A 16,754-nucleotide genomic window follows, 5' to 3' on the forward strand; every position below is an offset into this window, starting at 1 on the left:
CCTCAGTCCGCCGAACGCTGGAGCATCACGGGCCGGGGTGCCACCGGCGCCTCGTCGACCTCGATCAGCCGGGCGAGCGCGGCCGCGGCCGCCTCGGCCGCGTCGGGCGTGGCCGCGTGCACGCGCGCCAGCACTTCGCCGCGCGCGACCTGGCGGCCGATCGGTGCGATCTCGGAGAAGCCCACGCGCGGATCGACGCGGTCCGAGGACTGGCGCCGGCCGCCGCCGAGGTCGATCACCCGCAGGCCGATCTCGCGCGTGTGCATGCGTGCCACCCAGCCGTCGTGCGCGGCCCGCACCACCTGTTGTTCGGGCGCGGCGGGCAGGTAGTGGCTGGGCCGATCGACGAAGTCGGCCGGGCCGCCGAGCGCGCTCACCATGCGCGCGAAGCGCTCCAGCGCCTGGCCGCTGGCCAGGGCGGCGTCGATGCGCGCGAGCGCCTCGTCGGTGCTTGGCGCGAGCCGGCCGAGCAGCAGCATCTCCGCGCCCAGCATGCGCGTGATCTCCAGCAGGCGCGGCTCGCAGGGCTCGCCGCGCAGCAGGGCCACGGCCTCGTGCACTTCCAGCGCGTTGCCGCAGCTGTGGCCCAGCACCTGGTTCATGTCGGTGATCCAGGCCCGCGTCGGCAGGCCCGCGCCCTGCGCCACGCCGACCAGCGACTGCGCGAGCGCCTGGGCCTGCGCGCGCTCGGCGGCGAAGGCGCCGTTGCCGGTCTTCACGTCCATCACCAGCCCGTGCAGGCCGGCCGCCAGCTTCTTCGAGAGGATGCTGGCGGTGATCAGCGGCAGCGACTCGACCGTCGCGGTCACGTCGCGGATCGCATAGAGCGTGCGATCGGCCGGCGCCAGCCTGGCCGTCTGGCCGACGATCGCGCAGCCGGCCGATTGCAGGGCCGCGCGCAGCTGCGCGACCGGCGGCGTGCTGCGGTAGCCCGGGATGCTGTCGAGCTTGTCCAGCGTGCCGCCGGTGTGGCCCAGGCCGCGCCCCGAGATCATCGGCACGTAGCCGCCGCAGGCCGCGACGATCGGCGCCAGCGGCAGGCTGACCTTGTCGCCCACGCCGCCGGTCGAATGCTTGTCGAGAATCGGTCCGGGCAGCTGCGCATCGGCCCAGCTCAGCACCTCGCCCGAGCGCGCCATCGCGTGCGTCAGCGCCACGGTCTCGGCCGGCGTCATGCCGTTGAGGTAGATCGCCATCGCCAGTGCGGCGGCCTGCGATTCGCTCCACGACGCATCGACCAGGCCCTGGACGAAGGCCTCGATCTCGGCCTGCGCCAGCGCCTGGCCGTCGCGCTTGCCACGGATGATCTCCTGCGCCAGGGCCGGCGGCGGGGTGGCGTGCGCGCCCATCAGTAGCCGCCCTTCGGCATCACCGCGCTGCCGCGGCCGTCCAGCACCGCCTCGATGTCGTCGAGCAGGCTGCTGGCGCCGATGCGCAAGCGCCGCGGCACCAGGCTTTCGGGGCCCAGCAGCTGCGACTGCAGCGCGATGTAGGTCGCGGCGTCGGCCACGGTGCGCACGCCGCCCGAGGCCTTGAAGCCGACCGTGCGTGCCGCGGGCGTCGAGGCGATGCAGGCCAGCATGGCCCGGGCAGCCGCCGGCGTGGCGCTCACCGGTGTCTTGCCGGTGCTGGTCTTGAGGAAGTCGGCGCCGGCCGCGATCGACAGCGTCGAAGCATGGGCGATCAGCGCCTCGTCGGCCAGCGCCCCGGTCTCGAGGATCACCTTGAGCGTCAGCGACGGCGCGGCCGCGCGCACCGCGTCCAGCAGCGCGCGCACCGCGGCTTCGTCGCCCGCGCGCAGCGCGGCGTAGGGCAGCACGACGTCGACTTCGTTGCCGCCGGCCGCGACGATGGCCCGCGTGTCCTCGACCGCGCGTGCGAGGTCGGTGCCGCCGGCCGGGAAGTTGGCCACCGCCGCCACGGCGATGTGCTCGGGCAGCAGGCGACGCGCCTGCGCCACGAAGCGCGGCCAGACGCAGACCGCGGCCGTGGGGCCGTGCGGTCCCTGGGCGCGGCGGCAGAGGCGCTCGATGTCGGCCTCGGTGTCGGCGTCGTTGAGGCTGGTGAGGTCGAGGCAGGCCAGCGCGATGCGCGCGGCGGTGCCCAGGTCGAGTGGCGGGGTCATGGAATCCTTGCGGTGGGAAGAGGGCGCGCGCTCAGGCGTCGGGCCGCGCCAGGTGGTCGGGGCCGAAGCTGGCGGGCAGCAGTTCGGACAGGGTGAAGTGCGCGCGCAGGCGCTGGCGATCGGCCACCAGCACCGGCGTCGCGCCGTCGGCGAATTCGCGCAGCTTCTGGCGGCAGCCGCCGCAGGGCGTGACCGGCGCCGCGCCTTCGCCCAGCACCAGCACGGCCCGCACGCGCGTGCCGCCGGCCAGCACCATCGCGGCGATCGCGCCGGCTTCGGCACAGGTGCCTTCGGGATAGGCCGCGTTCTCGACGTTGCAGCCCGCATGGACGCGGCCCTGCTCGTCGAGCACGGCGGCGCCGACCTGGAAGCGCGAGTACGGGGCGTAGGCGCGGGCCTGGGCGTCGCGGGCCGCGGCCTGCAGTTGCGCCTGCAGCTCGGCGGTCAGGAAGGAGGGGATGTCGGGCATGGGCGTGGGCGGAAGGGGGGATCGGGGTCAGGCCGCTTGGTCGGCCAGCACGCGCTGGGCCAGCGCGGTGTGCAGGCGCGGCACGGCGCCGAGCAGTTCCTGCGTGTAGGCGTCGGCCGGTTGGTCGAAGACCTGGTCGCGCAGGCCGGCTTCGACGATCGCGCCCTGGCGCATCACGACCACCCGGTCGGCGATCTGCTCGACCACGCCCAGGTCGTGGCTGATGAACAGGCAGGAGAAACCATGGCGCGACTGCAGCTGCGCGAACAGCGTGAGGATCTGGGCCCGCACCGTGACGTCGAGCGCCGAGACCGGCTCGTCGGCCACGATGAAGGCCGGCCGCCGCACCACCGCGCGCGCGATCGCCACCCGCTGGCGCTGGCCGCCCGAGAGCTCGTGCGCATAGCGCTGCGCGACGTCGGCGGACAGCGCGACCTCGTCCAGCACCTCGGCGATGCGCGCCTGCCTTGCGGCGGGCGTCAGGCCCGGCACCGTGCGCAGCGCCTCGCCGATCAGCGCCGCCACCGTCATGCGCGGGTCGAGCGAGGAGACCGGGTCCTGGAACACCATCTGGCACTGCGCGCGGTAGCGCGCCCAGCCCTCGCCGCCCGGCACGATCGGCTTGCCCTCGAAGCGCAGGCTGCCGGCGCTCGGCCGGATCAGGCCGGCGATGGTCCGGCCCAGCGTGGTCTTGCCCGAGCCGGAGCCGCCGACCAGCGCCACCACCTCGCCCGCGCCCACGCGCAGGTCGATGCCGTGCAGCGCGCGGCGCGCTTCGCGTTTGGTGAACAGGCCGCCGCTGCCGGGGTAGTCCACGACCAGGCCGTCGACCTCGAGGATCGGCGGCGCGGCACTGGGCGCGCGGGTGGCGCCGCGCTGCGGCATGGCGGCCAGCAGCTTGCGCGTGTAGGCCTCCCGCGGCGCCGTCACCAGCGCGGCCGTCGACCCCTGCTCGACGATGCGGCCGTGGTGCATCACCACGATGCGGTCGGTGTAGCGCGCGATCATCGGCAGGTCGTGGCTGATCATCAGCACGGCGGTGCCGTGCTCGCGCGTGAGCCCGACCATCAGCTCCAGCACGTCGCGCTGCACGATGGCGTCGAGCGCGGTGGTGGGTTCGTCGGCGATCAGCAGCGCGGGGCGCAGCAGCATGGCCGAGGCCAGCATGATGCGCTGGCGCATGCCGCCGGAGAAGCGGTGCGGGTAGGCCGCGAGCGCGCCGACCGGGTCGTCGATGCGCACGCGCGCCAGCATCTCCAGGATGCGCGCGCGGCGTTCGGCCGGCGTGAGCCGCGTGTGCAGCGCCAGCCCTTCGTCGAGCTGCCGGCCGATGGGCATCGACGGGTTGAGCGAGGTCATCGGTTCCTGGAACACCATGCCCATGCGCGCGCCGCGCAGCTTGCGCAGCGCCGCGGGCGCGAGCTGCGTGATGTCCTGGCCTTCGAAGCGGATCGCGCCGCCGGTGCGCTGGATGGCCGGCGGCGCCAGGCCCATCACCGAGCGTGCGGCCAGCGTCTTGCCGCTGCCGGATTCGCCGACGATGCCGACGATCTCGCCGGGCCGGACCTCGAAGCCGATCCCGTGCACCAGCGGCGTGCCGTTGCGCAGGGCGAGGGCGAGGTCGCGGACCTCGAGCAATGCGGGACTGTTCATGGCTCAGGCGCCCCGCATGTGGGGATCGAGTCGGTCGCGCACCGCGTCTCCCAGCAGATTGATGCCCAGCAGGGTGAGCGAGATGCACAGGCCCGGCAGCACGGCGAGCCAGGCGGCGTTGGCGATGAAGGGCCGGCTCGCGGCCAGCATGTTGCCCCAGGTCGGCGCGGGCGGCGGCACGCCCAGGCCGAGGAAGCTCAACGCGCTCTCGGCCAGCAGGGCCCAGCCGAACATCGAGGTCGCGAGCACGATCAGCGGCGCGATGCAGTTCGGCAGGATGTGGCGTGCCACGGTGTAGAGCTCCGAGTTGCCCATCACGCGCGAGGCGGCCACGTAGTCGCGCTCGCGCAGCGACAGCACCGCGCCGCGCACGATGCGCGCCACCGAGGGCGCGTAGGCGATGCCCAGCGCGACCACGATGCCGTATTCGCTGGCGCCGAACACGGCCAGCAGGCCGAGCGCCAGCAGGATGCCGGGGAAGGCCAGCAGCGCATCGTTGAAGGCCATCAGCACGCGGTCGGTCCAGCCGCGCAGGTAGCCGGCGAGCACGCCCGCCACCGTGCCCAGGCACACGGCCAGCATCACGGTGAGCAGGCTGATGCGGGTGCTGGTGGCGGCGGCGGCCATCAGCCGGCTCAGCACGTCGCGCCCGAACTCGTCGGTGCCCAGCCAGTGGGCGGCGCCGGGGGCGGCGAGGCGGCCGCTGTAGCCGATGGCCAGCGGGTCGAAGGGGGTCCAGAAGAGCCCGGTCACGGCGGTGGCGACCAGCAGGCCCACGAGCGTGGCGCCGATCGCGGCGTTGAGGGGGACGGCTTTCATTCCTCGCCCACCCGTGGGTCGAAGAAGGGATAGCAGAGGTCGACCACGAGATTGATCATGATGTAGACGAAGGCAACGAACAGGAGGCAGCCCTGGATCACGGGGTAGTCGCGCCCGAAGATCGCGTCGACGAGCAGGCGGCCCAGGCCGGGGATGGTGAAGACGGTTTCCACCACCGCGATGCCGCCGAGCAGGTTGCCCAGCACCAGGCCGATCAGGGTCCAGGTCGGGCCGAAGGCATTGCGGAAGGCGTGGCGCCAGAGCACCACCGATTCGGACAGGCCCTTGGCGCGGGCATGCGTGATGTAGTCCAGGCGCAGCACCTCGAGCGTGCTGGCGCGCGCCATGCGGATCAGGATGCCGGTCTCGTGCAGCACCAGCGTGGCGATGGGCAGCACGATGTAGACCGCCGCGGCCACCGGGTCCTCGGCGAAGGCCACGTAGCCCACCACCGGCAGCCAGCCCAGCTTGAGGCCGAACACGTAGAGCAGCATCAGCCCGAGCCAGAAGCTGGGGATGGACAGCAGCACGGTGGCGGTGCCGACCAGTCCGATGTCGAGCTTGCCGTTCTGGCGCCAGGCCGCGAGCATGCCCGCGGGCACGGCGATCGCGGCCGCCAGCGCGACCGCGATGAACACGATGCGCGCGCTCACCACGAAATGCTCGAGCACCAGCGGCAGCACCGGCTCGCCGGTGCGGATGGAGGCGCCGAGGTCGCCCTGCAGCACCTGCAGCAGCCAGCGCCCGAACTGCGCGGCCAGGCCCAGGTCCAGGCCCAGGCGATGGCGCAGGTCGGCCAGGCTGGCGGCGTCGGCCTGGTCGCCGAGCATCAGCGCGGCCGGGTCGCCCGGGATCAGGCGGATCAGGAAGAACACCGCGACCGCGCTGATGAACAGCGTGGGCAGCGCGGTGGCGAGCCGGCGGGAGACGAAACGCATCATCGCGAGAGGTCCTCGTTACGGTGCCGCATGCTCAGGCCCCCACGCGCGCGGTCCACAGCCGCGGCTTGCCTTCCCACGGGCTGAAGCCGCTCACGCGCTTGGCGCGGACCCAGACCGTCAGGCCGTTGTAGAGCGTGATCAGCGGCACGTCGACCAGCGAGAGCTCGTGCAGCCGGTCGAAGATCTTGCGCCGCTCGGCCGGGTCGCTCACCACCTTGGCGCCCTCGATCATCGCCAGCGCCTCGGGGTTGTCCCAGACCTTGCGCGGCTGGCGCGTCTTGTCGCCCACGAACTGCTCGTAGCTCAGCGCCGGGTCCAGCCGGCCCGAGTACGAGAAGGACATCATCTGGTAGTTGCCCGCGTTGTAGCGGTCGAGCTGGGTGGCCCATTCGAGCACCTCGATCTCGACCTTGATGCCCACGGCCTGCAGCATGGCCTGGGTCACCAGCGCGACCTGGAAGCTGGGCATGGGCGCGCGCTTGTTGGCCACCAGCTTGATCGTCTGGCCCTTGTAGCTGCTCTCCTTGAGCAGGGACTTGGCCAGCGCGAGGTCGGTCTTGAAGCCCTTGCGCTGCACCGCGTCCATGTAGACCGAGCGCTCGAACACCGCCGAGTTGTTGGGCTTGGACAGCCCGTCGCTCGCGACGTCGACCAGCTGCTTGTAGTCGAGCGCGGCGGCCACCGCGCGGCGGAACTTCGGGTCCGACATCAGCGGGTCGCGCGTCTGGAACAGCAGCACGTGCTTGGACGAGTCGGGCTCGGGCATGGTCACCAGCTGCGGGTTGCCGCGGGTCTCGGCCACGTCGGAGGACAGCAGCTGCGCGATGTCGATCGAGCGCGCCGCCACCGCCAGCTTGACCGTGGCCGCATCGGGGATCACCTGGAACTCGACCTGGTCGACGCTGGGCGTCTTGAGGCCCACGTAGCCGTCGGCCTTGCTGCCTTCGGGCGATTGGTAGCCCTCGAAGCGCGTGAGCGTCACGCCGCGGCCGCGCTTCCAGTCGGTGAGCCGGTAGGGGCCGGTGCCGATCGGGCGGTCCCAACTGCCGTCGGGCTTGAGCGAGGCCTTGTGCAGGATGGCGGTCATGCCGCAGTCGGTGCGCGCCAGCGTGTCGAGCAGCAGCGCGCTGCGGCGGTTGATGCGCAGCACGAAGGTCTGCGCGTCGGGCGCTTCGGCCGATGTCACCTTGAGGTCGTTGCGGCCGTCGAACTCGGCCAGGCAGCGCCACTCGGTCTTCGGGTCCATGTAGCGCTGCCAGCTCCACAGCGCATCGGCCGACGTGAGCTTCTCGCCGTTGTGGAAGCGCACGTCGGTACGCAGCTTGAAGGTGTAGCTCAGGCCGTCGGGCGAGACCGTGACCGAGCGCGCCAGCAGCGGCTTGACGTCGCCGCCCTCGCCGTAGCCGACCAGGCCCTCGACGACGTTGGCGATCACGCCGTCGGTGTTGTCGTCGCGGTTGACGCCGGGGTTGGTGCTGCGGATGTCCGCCGGCAGCGCGACGGTGATGCGGGTGGCGGCGACGGCCGTGCCGACGGCCGGCAGTGCGAGCAGCAACGCAGTGGTGAAGAGCAGGGGTTTCATCGTCGGTCCGGTCCAGGGGTGGGGGGCATGGCCTCAGGGCCTCAGGGCGTCGTCATGGCCAGGGTCGCCGCGCGGTGCCGCGCGAGCCGTTCGGCCAGGTAGGGCTTGGCATGCCGGATGGCCGGTGCCGCATCGTGGCCCGCCCCGGCGATGACTTCGTGCGTCACCGCGAGGCCGGCCGCGACCAGCGAGCGCCGCAGCGTCTCCAGCCGCTCGGGTCGCGAGGCGCCGGCCTGGTTGGCGCCGGGCATCCAGAAGCGGCCGCCCTCGCGGTGCGTGATCTCGCGGCCGTCCAGGTCCTCGGCGCCCACCAGCAACTGCACCGGCACCTGGCGTAGGGCCGCGCGGTCCAGCGGGCGGCCGAAGCAGGCGGCGATGTCGCGCGTGCCGACCCACCAGTCCTGGCTGTCGTCGACCAGCGTGACCGAGCCCGGCGCGCCCAGCGACGCGGCCCACAGGTGCTGCGGCTGCAGCAGCAGGAAGCGGTTGGCGAACTGCGCGCCGCCCGAGAAACCGAACAGGCCGAAGCGCGGCGCGGCCAGCGCGTAGCGCCGCCGCACGTCCTCGACGATGCCCAGCAGCACCTCGTCGTAGCGGATGCCGCCCTGGCTCAGGTACTTGTAGTCGTCGCCCTTGGCGTCGTCGCCCAGCCCCACCGGGAACAGTGGGCAGACCACCACCACCTGCTGCGCCTCGGCGAAGTCGGCGAACTGGTCCCGGAAGTCCATGAAGGTGCGCGGGCTGCCATGGACCACCACCAGGATCTCGGCCGGCGACGCACCGGCCTGGTAGCCCGGTGGCACGTAGAGGCAGTAGTGGAAGCGGGGATCGGCCGAGGCCGCATACACCGTGGTGGCGCCCAGGTCGTAGTAGCCGAAGACCGGCGGCGCGGCGGGCGCTGCACCGGGGCGGGCGGGGGGATAGAATGAGTGATCCAAAATTAGATCCAAAAATGGTTTCGGCGAATTCTATGGACTTGACTCGGGCTCCGCAACCAGTTTCGGCACCGGCACGCCGCGTCGACCGCGACGCAGGAACGGTGCCATGCCGCGCCGCTATGCTTGGCGCGCCGCCCGCCGCGCGCGTGCACCACGAATGGCCATGAACACCCAGACCCAAGACATCAAGGAAGCGCCCAGGGGCGCGGACGCCGTCGCCGACGCCATCACCTCGGACATCGCCGCCGGGCGGCTCACGAACGGCACCTGGCTCAAGCAGGTGGACCTCGAGCAGCGCTACGGCTGCTCGCGCGCGGACGTGCGCCGGGCGCTGGAGAAGCTGGCGGTCAAGGGGGTGGTGCAGCGCATTCCCGACCGCGGCTTCTACGTGGCGGTGATCGACGAGGCGCGCCACCGCGAGCTGGTGGAAGTGCGCGTGGTGCTGGAGAGCGCGACCGCGCCCGGCATCGTCGCCGCCGCGACCGAGGCCGACATCGCCGACCTGCGCGCGCTGGCGACGCGCTTCGCGGCCTGCATCCGCGACGGTGACGCGGCGCAGAAGTTCACGGCCAACCGCGACTTCCATGTGCGGCTCACGGAGCTCTGCCCGAACCGCGAACTGGCGAAGCTGGCGCTGGACGTGCGCGGCAACATCCCGACCACCCCGGTGGTCCAGTGGTGGACCCAGGCGCGCATCGAACGCTCGGCCGAAGAGCATTTCCAGATGGTCGACGCGATCGCGGCGCGCGACGCCGCGGAGCTCACGCGGCTGATCGGGCTGCACATCCTGCAGCCCGATTCGAAGCGCGCGGGGTGAAGAGGGCGGCGCTCAGAACAGGTGGTTGATGCCGAGCTCGAGGCCCCGCACGCCACGCCCCGCGGGCGGCACCGTGCCGCCGAGCCCGAAGGTCTGCGCACCCTGGTTGTCGATGCGCGAGAAGCTGCCGTACAGCGAGCTGCGCTTGGAAAGCGCATAGACGTAGCCCAGGCTGAGCTGGCGCGCGTCGTTGGCCTCCGTGCCCGCGCCGCTCTGGTCGGCGCGGCGGAGGCTGGCCTTCAGCGACCCGCCGGCCAGGGGCACGGCGGCACCGACCTCCACCGTGGTCTGGCGGCGCGCGCCGTAGCTCGCGCGCTGGACCAGCGCCATGAACTTCGCCCAGCCCGCGTCGTAGGCGGCACCGAGGGTCGTGAGCCGGATCGCATCGCGTCCCGCCACGTCGTCGGTCCGGCCGAAGCCCGCGTTCACCATCAGCGGGCCGGCGGCATAGCCGATCACGCCGCCGCGGTGCCGGTTCTCGTTGCGGCCCTCGGCCATGCTGGCCATGACTTCGCCGTAGAGCCCGCCCAGGTCGGGCGGCAGCACGTACTTGAGCATGTTGTCGGTGCGCACGCCGCCGCCCGAGCCCGAGCCCAGCAGCGAAGGTGGCCCGAAGAAGAGGTTGCCGTTGGAGGCCACGCCGTTGGGGCCGAAGGGCGAGAGAAAGGAATACTGCCGCGCGAAGATCGGCACATAGTCGCGGCCCAGGCGCAGCTCGCCCCAGTCGGCGCTGGAGAGCGACACGGTGGAACGGCGGCTCCAGAAGGCCGATGCGACGGTGGCGCCGGTGTCGGCCGCGACATCGGCTTCGAGCCAGAACGATGCGGCCAGCCCGCCGCCGAGGTCTTCCGCGCCGCGCACGCCGAAGCGGCTGCCGGCCAGGCCGCCCGAGGCCAGCGTGGTGCTGTGCGAGGTGCCCGACACATGGGTCTGGCGCAGCGCCAGGTCCATGACGCCGAACACCGTGACGCTCGATTGCGCGGATGCGTCGGCGACGAAGGTGCACAGGGCGATGGTGCTCATGGCGAGCGGTGAATGGGGGATGCGCATGCAGGTGGTCTCCGGTTTCTTGTCGATGGCTTTGCCCTCTGTCGGGCGTGGAGCAGGTTAGGCAAAGGAGCGCGTCGAGCCACACCGTGCGATGCAATGCAGTTATGACCGGCGGCGCATCGGAGGCCGGGGCGCGCGCCCATGCGCGGCGCGCCGCTTCCGTAAGCGATGCGGCGGCGGCGTGGGTGGAGCGGAAGAGGGCGCCGGCGATGCAGGCGGCGCGCGCTCAGGCCAACGGCAGCAGGAAGTCGGAGGCCGTGTGGGCGAAGAGCGCCGGCGTCTGCACCGCGGCGAAGTGGCCCGAGGCGATCTCGACGAAGCGGGCGCCGGGGATCTGCTCGGCGATGCGGCGGCTCTGCGCGGCCGGCCGGATCTCGTCGTGCGTGCAGCCCATCACCAGCGTGGGGCATTGCAGCGTGCCCAGCAGCGGCGCCAGGTGCATGCGCGAGGCGACGCGGCTGATCGCGGCCACGCCCTGCGGATCGTTGCCGAGCCAGCGCCGGCGGTAGCGCTCGAAGCGCAGCCGCGCCGCCTGCGGCGTGCGCAGCGCCGCGGGGTAGGAGCGTTCGAAGCCCAGGTCGGTGGTGGCGCGCATGCCTTCGCGCAGCACGATGTCCGCACGCCGCTCCAGCGTGGCTGGCGCCGTGCCCGGTGCATAGCCCAGCGCCGGACTGGCGATCGCCAGCCCCTGCGTGCGCCCGGGGTGGGCATGCGCGAAGGCGAGCGCGATGCCCGCGCCCATGGCCGCGCCGGCCAGGCACACCGGCGCGGTCAGCGCCAGCGCGTCCAGCAGCGCGCGCAGGTCGGCCACCATGCCGTCGATCTCCAGTGCATCGCATTTCTCCGACAGGCCGAAGCCGCGCTGGTCGTAGCGCAGCACATCGAAGCCCTGCGCGAACACCGGCAGGGCCTCGTCCCAGCTCTCGATGGCACCGCCGATCTCGTGCACGAGCACCAGCGTGCGCGCCGCGCCGCGGCGCTGCAGGTCGTAGCGAAAACTCGCGCCGTTGGCTTCGATCCAGTTCGTCATGGGCCGCGATTCTAGGAACGCCAACCGCGCATGCCATAGCGGCGATCGCATAGCTGAACCGCCTGCGCGCAGGGAGCAGCCACGGGTGTCGCGCGCCAGACTCGTGTGCGTGTTCGACCCACTCCCCCCCAAAGGATCCACTGCCGTGCCCGTACCGCTGCCCCCCATCCGACGCCTCGTCACCGGCCATGACGCCCAGGGGCGTTCCTGCTTCGTCTCCGATGCCCCGATGACCGCGCCCTACCACCCGGGCCAGAACCCCGCCCATGCGATCCACGAGATCTGGCAGAGCACGCGGACGCCGGCCTCCAACCACGATGCGGGCTTCTCGCCGTCGCTCGCCGACACTTTCCGGCTGGCGCCACCCGAGGGCGGCACCGTGCTGCGGGTGATCGACCTGCCGCCCGACACGCAGCGCGACTTCACCCGGCTCAGGCAGGTGTTCGAGGTCTACGGCGCGCCCGAGGCATTGACGGGCGAACGCCTGCGCCACCCGGCCTTCCACCGCACCCGTTCGCTCGACTATGCGGTGGTGCTCGACGGCGAGGTGTGGGCGCTGATGGACGAAGGCGAGACGCTGATGCGCGCCGGCGACATGCTGGTGCAGCGCGGCACCAACCACGCCTGGAGCAACCGGAGCGAGCGGCCCTGCCGGCTGTTGTTCGTGCTGATCGATGCCGAGCCGCTGGCGGCCGGCGCGGAGGCGCAGCCATGAGCCGCTTCGAGGACTATGCGACGCGCTACCGCTTCATCCGCATGCGGCGCGAGGACGGCATCCTCGAGATGATGCTGCACACCGAGGGCGGGCCGCTGCGCTGGAACCTCCAGGCCCATGGCGAACTGGAGCAGGCCTTCCTCGACGTGGGCCGCGACAAGGACAACGAGGTGGTCATCCTCACGGGCTGCGGCGATGCATTCTCGGGCCCGGCGGTGCAGCCCGGTGGCCATCGGCTCAGCGGCACCATGACGCCCACCACCTGGGACCATCTCTACTGGGAAGGCAAGCGGCTGCTGCACAACCTGCTGGACATCGAGGTGCCGATGATCGCCGCCGTCAACGGCCCGGCCGTGCGGCATGCCGAGATCCCGGTGCTGTGCGACATCGTGCTCGCGTCCGAGCAGGCCGCCTTCCAGGACTCGGCGCACTTCAACGGCGGCCTGGTGCCGGGCGACGGCATGCATGTGGTCTTCCCCGCGCTGCTGGGCGGCAACCGCGGGCGCTATTTCCTGCTCACGGCCCAGACGCTGTCGGCGCGGCAGGCGCAGGAATGGGGGCTGGTCCATGAAGTGCTTCAGGCCGACGAGTTGTTGCCGCGCGCCTGGGCGCTGGCGCGGCAGCTGTTGCAGCAACCCCGGCTGGTGCGGCGCTACACCCGCGTGCTGCTCACGCAGGACCTGCGCCGCCGCATGCACGACCTGCTGGGCTACGGCCTGGCGCTCGAGGGCCTGGCCGCGACCGATCGCGGCGGCTGAGCCGCCTGCGCTCAGCCGTAGAGGGCGGCGGGGTTCGTCACCAGGATGCGCCGAACGGTCGCGTCGTCGCCCACCCACTGCGTGAAGGTCCGCAGCAGCCGGGCGGCATCGGGCGCGGGGCTCACGCGCAGGTGGGGCCAGTCGCTGCCCCACAGCAGGCGTTGCGGGTTCGCCCGCACCAGCCGGTCGTGGAAGGGGCGGCCGGCCTCGAGGTCGGTCATGCCGGGCACGTTGCGGTAGACGCAGAGCTTGACCCAGACATGGCCGCATTCGAGCAGCTCGAGCAGGCAGCGGAAGCCCGGGCCGTCCACGCCCGCGCCGAGGTCGAAGCCGCCCATGTGGTCGATCACCACCGGCACCGGCAAGGCCTTCAGCCGCGCCGCGACGCCGGGCAGGCTGGCGCTGTCGGTCCAGAGCTCCGCATGCAGGCCATGGTCGGCGAGCGTGCCGGCCATGCGGCCGAGATCGTCGAAGGAGGCGCTGCCGGGCAGGTTGGCGCCGTGCCGGTGGCTGAAGCGCGCGCCGCGGATGCCCCGCGCCCGCAGTCCTGCCAGCGGCAGCGCCATGCCGGGTCGCACGACGACCACGCCCCGCAGCGCGGGATGCCGCGCCAGCGTGTCCAGCAGCAGCCGATGGTCCTCGCCGTAGGCGCCGGGGTGGACCAGCACGCCGTGCGACAGGCCCAGCCGCTGCAGCAGCGCGAGGTACTGCGCGACCGTGGCTTCGGGCGGGGTGTGCGTGCTGTGCGGGGCCAGCGGGTAGCGCCGGTAGGGGCCGAACAGGTGGGCATGGCAGTCCCAGCCGGCGTTCCCCGCGAAGCCCGAAGGTGATTCCGTGGTGAGGGGGAGGGGGCTCATCCGCAAGGACTCCGGCGCATGGACTTCATGCTCACTCCAGCCGGATGCCGACCGACACCGCGATCGGCCCCCAGCGGCCGGCCTCGCTGCGCACGAAGGCTTCGAAGGCCTCGGGCGAGCCGGCGACGATCTGCGCGCCCAGCTTGGTCACCGCCTCCTGCACGTCGGGCTCCTTGAGCACGCTCACCACCGACCGGTTGAGCTTCATCACCACCTCGCGCGGCGTCTGCGCGGCCGCGAACAGGCCGAACCAGCTGGTGGCCTGCACCGACGGGTAGCCGGCCTCGGCCGTGGTCGGCACCTCGGGCAGCATGGGCGAGCGCTGCGCGCTGGTCACGGCCAATGCCTTGAGGCGGCCGCCCTGCAGTTGCGCCGGCAGGCCCGGCATGTCGAGGATGCCGACTTCGGTGTCGCCCGCCATCAGCGCGGTCAGCGCGGTGCCGGCGCCCTTGTACGGCACGTGCTGCATGTCGATGCCGGTCTCGCGCTTGAGCAGCTCGGAGGCGATGTGGTTCGAGTTGCCCGCGCCGGAGGAGGCGTAGTTCAGCGTGCCGGGGCGCGCCCGCGCGGCCTTGACCACGTCGCCCAGCGAGTTGAAGCGCGAGGTGCCGCTGGTGAGCACCACCATGGGCGCGGTCACCAGTTGCGTGATCGGCTGCAGGTCGCGCAGCGGGTCGTAGGGCAGCCGCGCCACCGAGGGCAGCACGACCAGCGGGCCCGGGCCGACCAGCACCAGGGTGTAGCCATCGGGCCTGGACTTGGCCACCAGGTTCACGCCCAGCGTGCCGCCGGCGCCGGCCCGGTTGTCGACCAGCACCGGCTGGCCGAGCAGCGGCGCGAGCTTGTTCGAGACGACCCGCGCCAGTGCATCGGCCGGCCCGCCGGGCGGGAAGGGCACGATGATGCGGATCGGTTGCGAGGGGTAGCTGCCCTGGGCATGCGCGGCCATGGCGAGGGCCAGCGCGGCGGTGCCAAGCAGTGCGCGGCGAAGGGGGTTCATTTCTTGTCTCCTGGATGGTCTGGCGGACTCGCGGCAGCTCGGCGCGGTGCCGGGACGCCGGTCGTCCGACGCGGGGTACAGGGCGACTCTAGGCGCCATCGCGTCGCCTGGCCCCGGCCGCGGGCGATACCAGCTATGCCTGTGCGGCACTGGATCGGCCGGGCCTTTCGTCCCCCTCGCTTGATAAGATCGCCGACCGATTCCTGACGCGATGCGAACGACGTCGCCGTCATGCCGGAGCCGCGGTTTCGGCCGCGCGCCGCCTTCTTATGAAACTCTTGCATCTCGATCTCACCCGCTGGAAGGTGTTCGTGGAAGTGGCCGAGGCCGGGAGCCTGACCAAGGCCGCGATCGCGCTGGGCACGGTGCAGCCGGCCGTGAGCCGGCAGATCCATGCGCTGGAGCGCGAATGCGGCGGCGCGCTGTTCCATCGCAATGGCCGCGGCGTGGCGCTGACCGACCTGGGCCAGCGCACCTACCCGCGCGTGCTGTCGCTGCTGCGCGAAGCCGCCGATGTGTTCGAGGAGATCCACGCCAGCGCGGCCCTGCCCTCGGGCGAGGTCCGCATCGGCATCCTCTCGTCCACCACACAGCACATCGTGGGACCGCTGTGCCGGCTGGTGCAGAAAAGGATGCCCGGTGTGCGGCTGCAGTTCACCGACGGCTCCAACCGGCAGCTCGACGAGTGGCTGGCCAACGGCAAACTCGACCTCGCGCTGCTGTTCGACGACGGACGCAACCTGGAGCACAAGACCGAGCAGGTGGCGCTGGCCCAGGCCTTTCTCGTCGGGCCGCGGGGCGATGCGCTCACGGCCGGCGCCGCGGTGCCCTTCGAGCGGCTCGACGGGCTGCAGCTGGTGCTGCCCAGTCGCCCCAACGGGCTGCGCAGCCGGCTCGAGGCGATCGCCCGCGAGCGCGGCGTGGCCTTCGACGTGATCGCCGAGGCCGAGTCGATCCACATCCTCAAGCAGATCGTGATGCATCACGCGGCCTACACCGTGCTGGTCCAGCAGGCGGTGGCCTGGGAGGTCGAGGCCGGCCAGCTGCAGGCCGCGCCGATCGAGGACCCTGCGATCGTGCGCACCGTGGTGCTGGGCGAGAACGCCACGCGCAACAGCACCCGCGCCACGCGCGAGGTGCGCGCGCTGGTGCTGCAGCTGGCGCGCGAACTCGAGCAGCGCGGCACCTGGTCGGTGGCGCCGCGCTGAGGGCGGGCCTGGCGATGCCCAGCGCGCTATGCCTGCTATGCGCGCGTGCCGGTGGCCTCGACGCGCCGAAGCCTTAGCCTTGCGCCATCGCCATTCCGGCGCCGCTTCCATCCCCATCGCCATGCATGACACGCGCGCATTGATGCTGCTCATTCCTTCCCCGACCCCCTTGCAGGCCCGCGTTGCCACCCCGCAGGGAGGCCGCCGATGAATGCGCCCCGCATCACCGCGCCGCCGGCCGAGGCGCTGGACCCGGCCCAGCGACGCCTGCTCGAGCGCACGGCCGCGGCGCTCGGCGCGGTCGTCGGCCCCCGGACGATCCTGGTCCACGACCTGCCGCTCGCCCAGGCCTGGGCCGGGCTGGGCGATGCGCTCAAGGCCTCGGGGCTGCCGGCGCGTGCGCGCGAACTCACGATCCTGCTGGTGGCGCGCCACTGGCGGGCGGGCTTCGAGTGGCTGGCGCACGCGCCCGCGGCACGGGAGGCGGGCCTGTCCGAGGCCGTGATCGACGCGCTCCGGCGCGGCCGGGTGCCGGCCTTCGACGATGCGCTCGATGCCGCGGTGCACGGCTATTGCGCCGCCTTGCTCGCCACGCGCCAGGTCGACGACGACACCTACGCGCGTGCCTGGCAGGCGCTGGGCACCGTGGGCCTGGTCGACCTGACCGCGCTGCTGGGCCACTACACCAACGTGGCGATCACGCTGGTGGCGCATCGGGTGGCCTTGCCGCCCGGCATGGCCGACCCTTTCGACGGCGTCTGAGGCCGTCCGGCGCCGCGGCCGCGCGCGCCG

Annotated in this window: 17 protein-coding genes; 5 read left to right on the top strand and 12 right to left on the bottom strand. The window is 72.4% G+C overall.

Going from position 1 to position 16,754, the window contains the following annotated elements; translation table 11 throughout:
• Window positions 1–2: 2 nt before the first annotated feature.
• Genes deoA through QTI20_RS16320 form a run of 8 tightly spaced genes read right to left on the bottom strand, consistent with a single transcriptional unit; the run spans window position 3 to window position 8,527 of the window.
• Window positions 3–1,349 (bottom strand): thymidine phosphorylase, encoded by a 1,347-nt coding sequence (gene deoA, locus QTI20_RS16285; protein ID WP_286552381.1) that lies wholly within the window; start codon window positions 1,347–1,349, stop codon window positions 3–5.
• Window positions 1,349–2,125: a deoxyribose-phosphate aldolase gene (deoC, locus tag QTI20_RS16290; protein ID WP_286552382.1), complete on the bottom strand. Its 777-nt coding sequence runs from the start codon at window positions 2,123–2,125 to the stop codon at window positions 1,349–1,351. Before deoC ends, deoA begins: the two co-directional genes overlap by 1 nt.
• A gap of 31 nt (window positions 2,126–2,156) precedes the next feature.
• Window positions 2,157–2,594 (bottom strand): cytidine deaminase, encoded by a 438-nt coding sequence (gene cdd / locus QTI20_RS16295; RefSeq protein WP_286552383.1) that lies wholly within the window; start codon window positions 2,592–2,594, stop codon window positions 2,157–2,159.
• Window positions 2,595–2,621: 27 nt separating this feature from the next.
• Window positions 2,622–4,247, bottom strand: a complete 1,626-nt coding sequence (locus tag QTI20_RS16300; protein ID WP_286552384.1) for an ABC transporter ATP-binding protein — start codon at window positions 4,245–4,247, stop codon at window positions 2,622–2,624.
• Between the two features lie 3 nt (window positions 4,248–4,250).
• Entirely contained in the window at window positions 4,251–5,066 is an 816-nt protein-coding gene (locus QTI20_RS16305) for an ABC transporter permease (RefSeq protein WP_286552385.1), read from the bottom strand.
• Entirely contained in the window at window positions 5,063–6,007 is a 945-nt protein-coding gene (locus tag QTI20_RS16310) for an ABC transporter permease (RefSeq protein ID WP_286552386.1), read from the bottom strand. The genes QTI20_RS16305 and QTI20_RS16310 overlap by 4 nt, the downstream gene beginning before the upstream one ends.
• 31 nt (window positions 6,008–6,038) lie before the next feature.
• Window positions 6,039–7,589: an ABC transporter substrate-binding protein gene (locus QTI20_RS16315; protein WP_286552387.1), complete on the bottom strand. Its 1,551-nt coding sequence runs from the start codon at window positions 7,587–7,589 to the stop codon at window positions 6,039–6,041.
• 41 nt (window positions 7,590–7,630) lie between these two features.
• Window positions 7,631–8,527, bottom strand: coding sequence for an alpha/beta hydrolase family protein (locus QTI20_RS16320; protein WP_286552390.1), 897 nt, complete (start codon window positions 8,525–8,527; stop codon window positions 7,631–7,633).
• 163 nt (window positions 8,528–8,690) lie between these two features.
• On the opposite strand from QTI20_RS16320, the gene QTI20_RS16325 reads away from it, so the two are divergent.
• Window positions 8,691–9,344, top strand: a complete 654-nt coding sequence (locus QTI20_RS16325) for a GntR family transcriptional regulator (protein ID WP_183023804.1) — start codon at window positions 8,691–8,693, stop codon at window positions 9,342–9,344.
• A 12-nt stretch (window positions 9,345–9,356) separates the two neighbouring features.
• Here the strand turns inward: QTI20_RS16325 and QTI20_RS16330 are convergent, their stop codons facing one another.
• Both QTI20_RS16330 and QTI20_RS16335 read right to left on the bottom strand, forming a co-directional pair.
• The gene (locus tag QTI20_RS16330) at window positions 9,357–10,367 is read right to left on the bottom strand and encodes a porin (protein ID WP_286552392.1); all 1,011 of its coding nucleotides are present in this window, start codon (window positions 10,365–10,367) and stop codon (window positions 9,357–9,359) included.
• A 253-nt stretch (window positions 10,368–10,620) separates the two neighbouring features.
• Window positions 10,621–11,424 (bottom strand): alpha/beta fold hydrolase, encoded by an 804-nt coding sequence (locus QTI20_RS16335; protein WP_286552394.1) that lies wholly within the window; start codon window positions 11,422–11,424, stop codon window positions 10,621–10,623.
• A gap of 145 nt (window positions 11,425–11,569) precedes the next feature.
• Between QTI20_RS16335 and QTI20_RS16340 the strand changes: the two genes are divergently transcribed.
• Window positions 11,570–12,139, top strand: a complete 570-nt coding sequence (locus tag QTI20_RS16340; protein ID WP_286574224.1) for a cupin domain-containing protein — start codon at window positions 11,570–11,572, stop codon at window positions 12,137–12,139.
• On the top strand, window positions 12,136–12,897 hold the full coding sequence (locus QTI20_RS16345) for an enoyl-CoA hydratase/isomerase family protein (protein ID WP_183023800.1): 762 nt from the start codon (window positions 12,136–12,138) through the stop codon (window positions 12,895–12,897). The genes QTI20_RS16340 and QTI20_RS16345 overlap by 4 nt, the downstream gene beginning before the upstream one ends.
• A gap of 11 nt (window positions 12,898–12,908) precedes the next feature.
• On the opposite strand, the gene QTI20_RS16350 is transcribed toward QTI20_RS16345, so the two are convergent.
• Together QTI20_RS16350 and QTI20_RS16355 are read right to left on the bottom strand one after the other, a co-directional pair.
• Window positions 12,909–13,754, bottom strand: a complete 846-nt coding sequence (locus QTI20_RS16350) for an amidohydrolase family protein (RefSeq protein WP_286552396.1) — start codon at window positions 13,752–13,754, stop codon at window positions 12,909–12,911.
• A 31-nt stretch (window positions 13,755–13,785) separates the two neighbouring features.
• A complete protein-coding gene (locus tag QTI20_RS16355) occupies window positions 13,786–14,754 on the bottom strand; it encodes a Bug family tripartite tricarboxylate transporter substrate binding protein (protein ID WP_286552397.1) in 969 nt (322 codons plus the stop codon).
• 269 nt (window positions 14,755–15,023) lie between these two features.
• Between QTI20_RS16355 and QTI20_RS16360 the strand changes: the two genes are divergently transcribed.
• Both QTI20_RS16360 and QTI20_RS16365 read left to right on the top strand, forming a co-directional pair.
• Window positions 15,024–15,962 carry a LysR family transcriptional regulator gene (locus QTI20_RS16360; protein WP_183023797.1) on the top strand — a complete coding sequence of 313 codons (939 nt, stop codon included), beginning with the start codon at window positions 15,024–15,026 and terminating at the stop codon, window positions 15,960–15,962.
• A gap of 207 nt (window positions 15,963–16,169) precedes the next feature.
• Window positions 16,170–16,724 carry a carboxymuconolactone decarboxylase family protein gene (locus tag QTI20_RS16365; RefSeq protein WP_286552399.1) on the top strand — a complete coding sequence of 185 codons (555 nt, stop codon included), beginning with the start codon at window positions 16,170–16,172 and terminating at the stop codon, window positions 16,722–16,724.
• Window positions 16,725–16,754 lie beyond the last annotated feature (30 nt).

The organism is Variovorax sp. J2P1-31, assembly GCF_030317215.1.
GTDB lineage: Bacteria > Pseudomonadota > Gammaproteobacteria > Burkholderiales > Burkholderiaceae_C > Variovorax.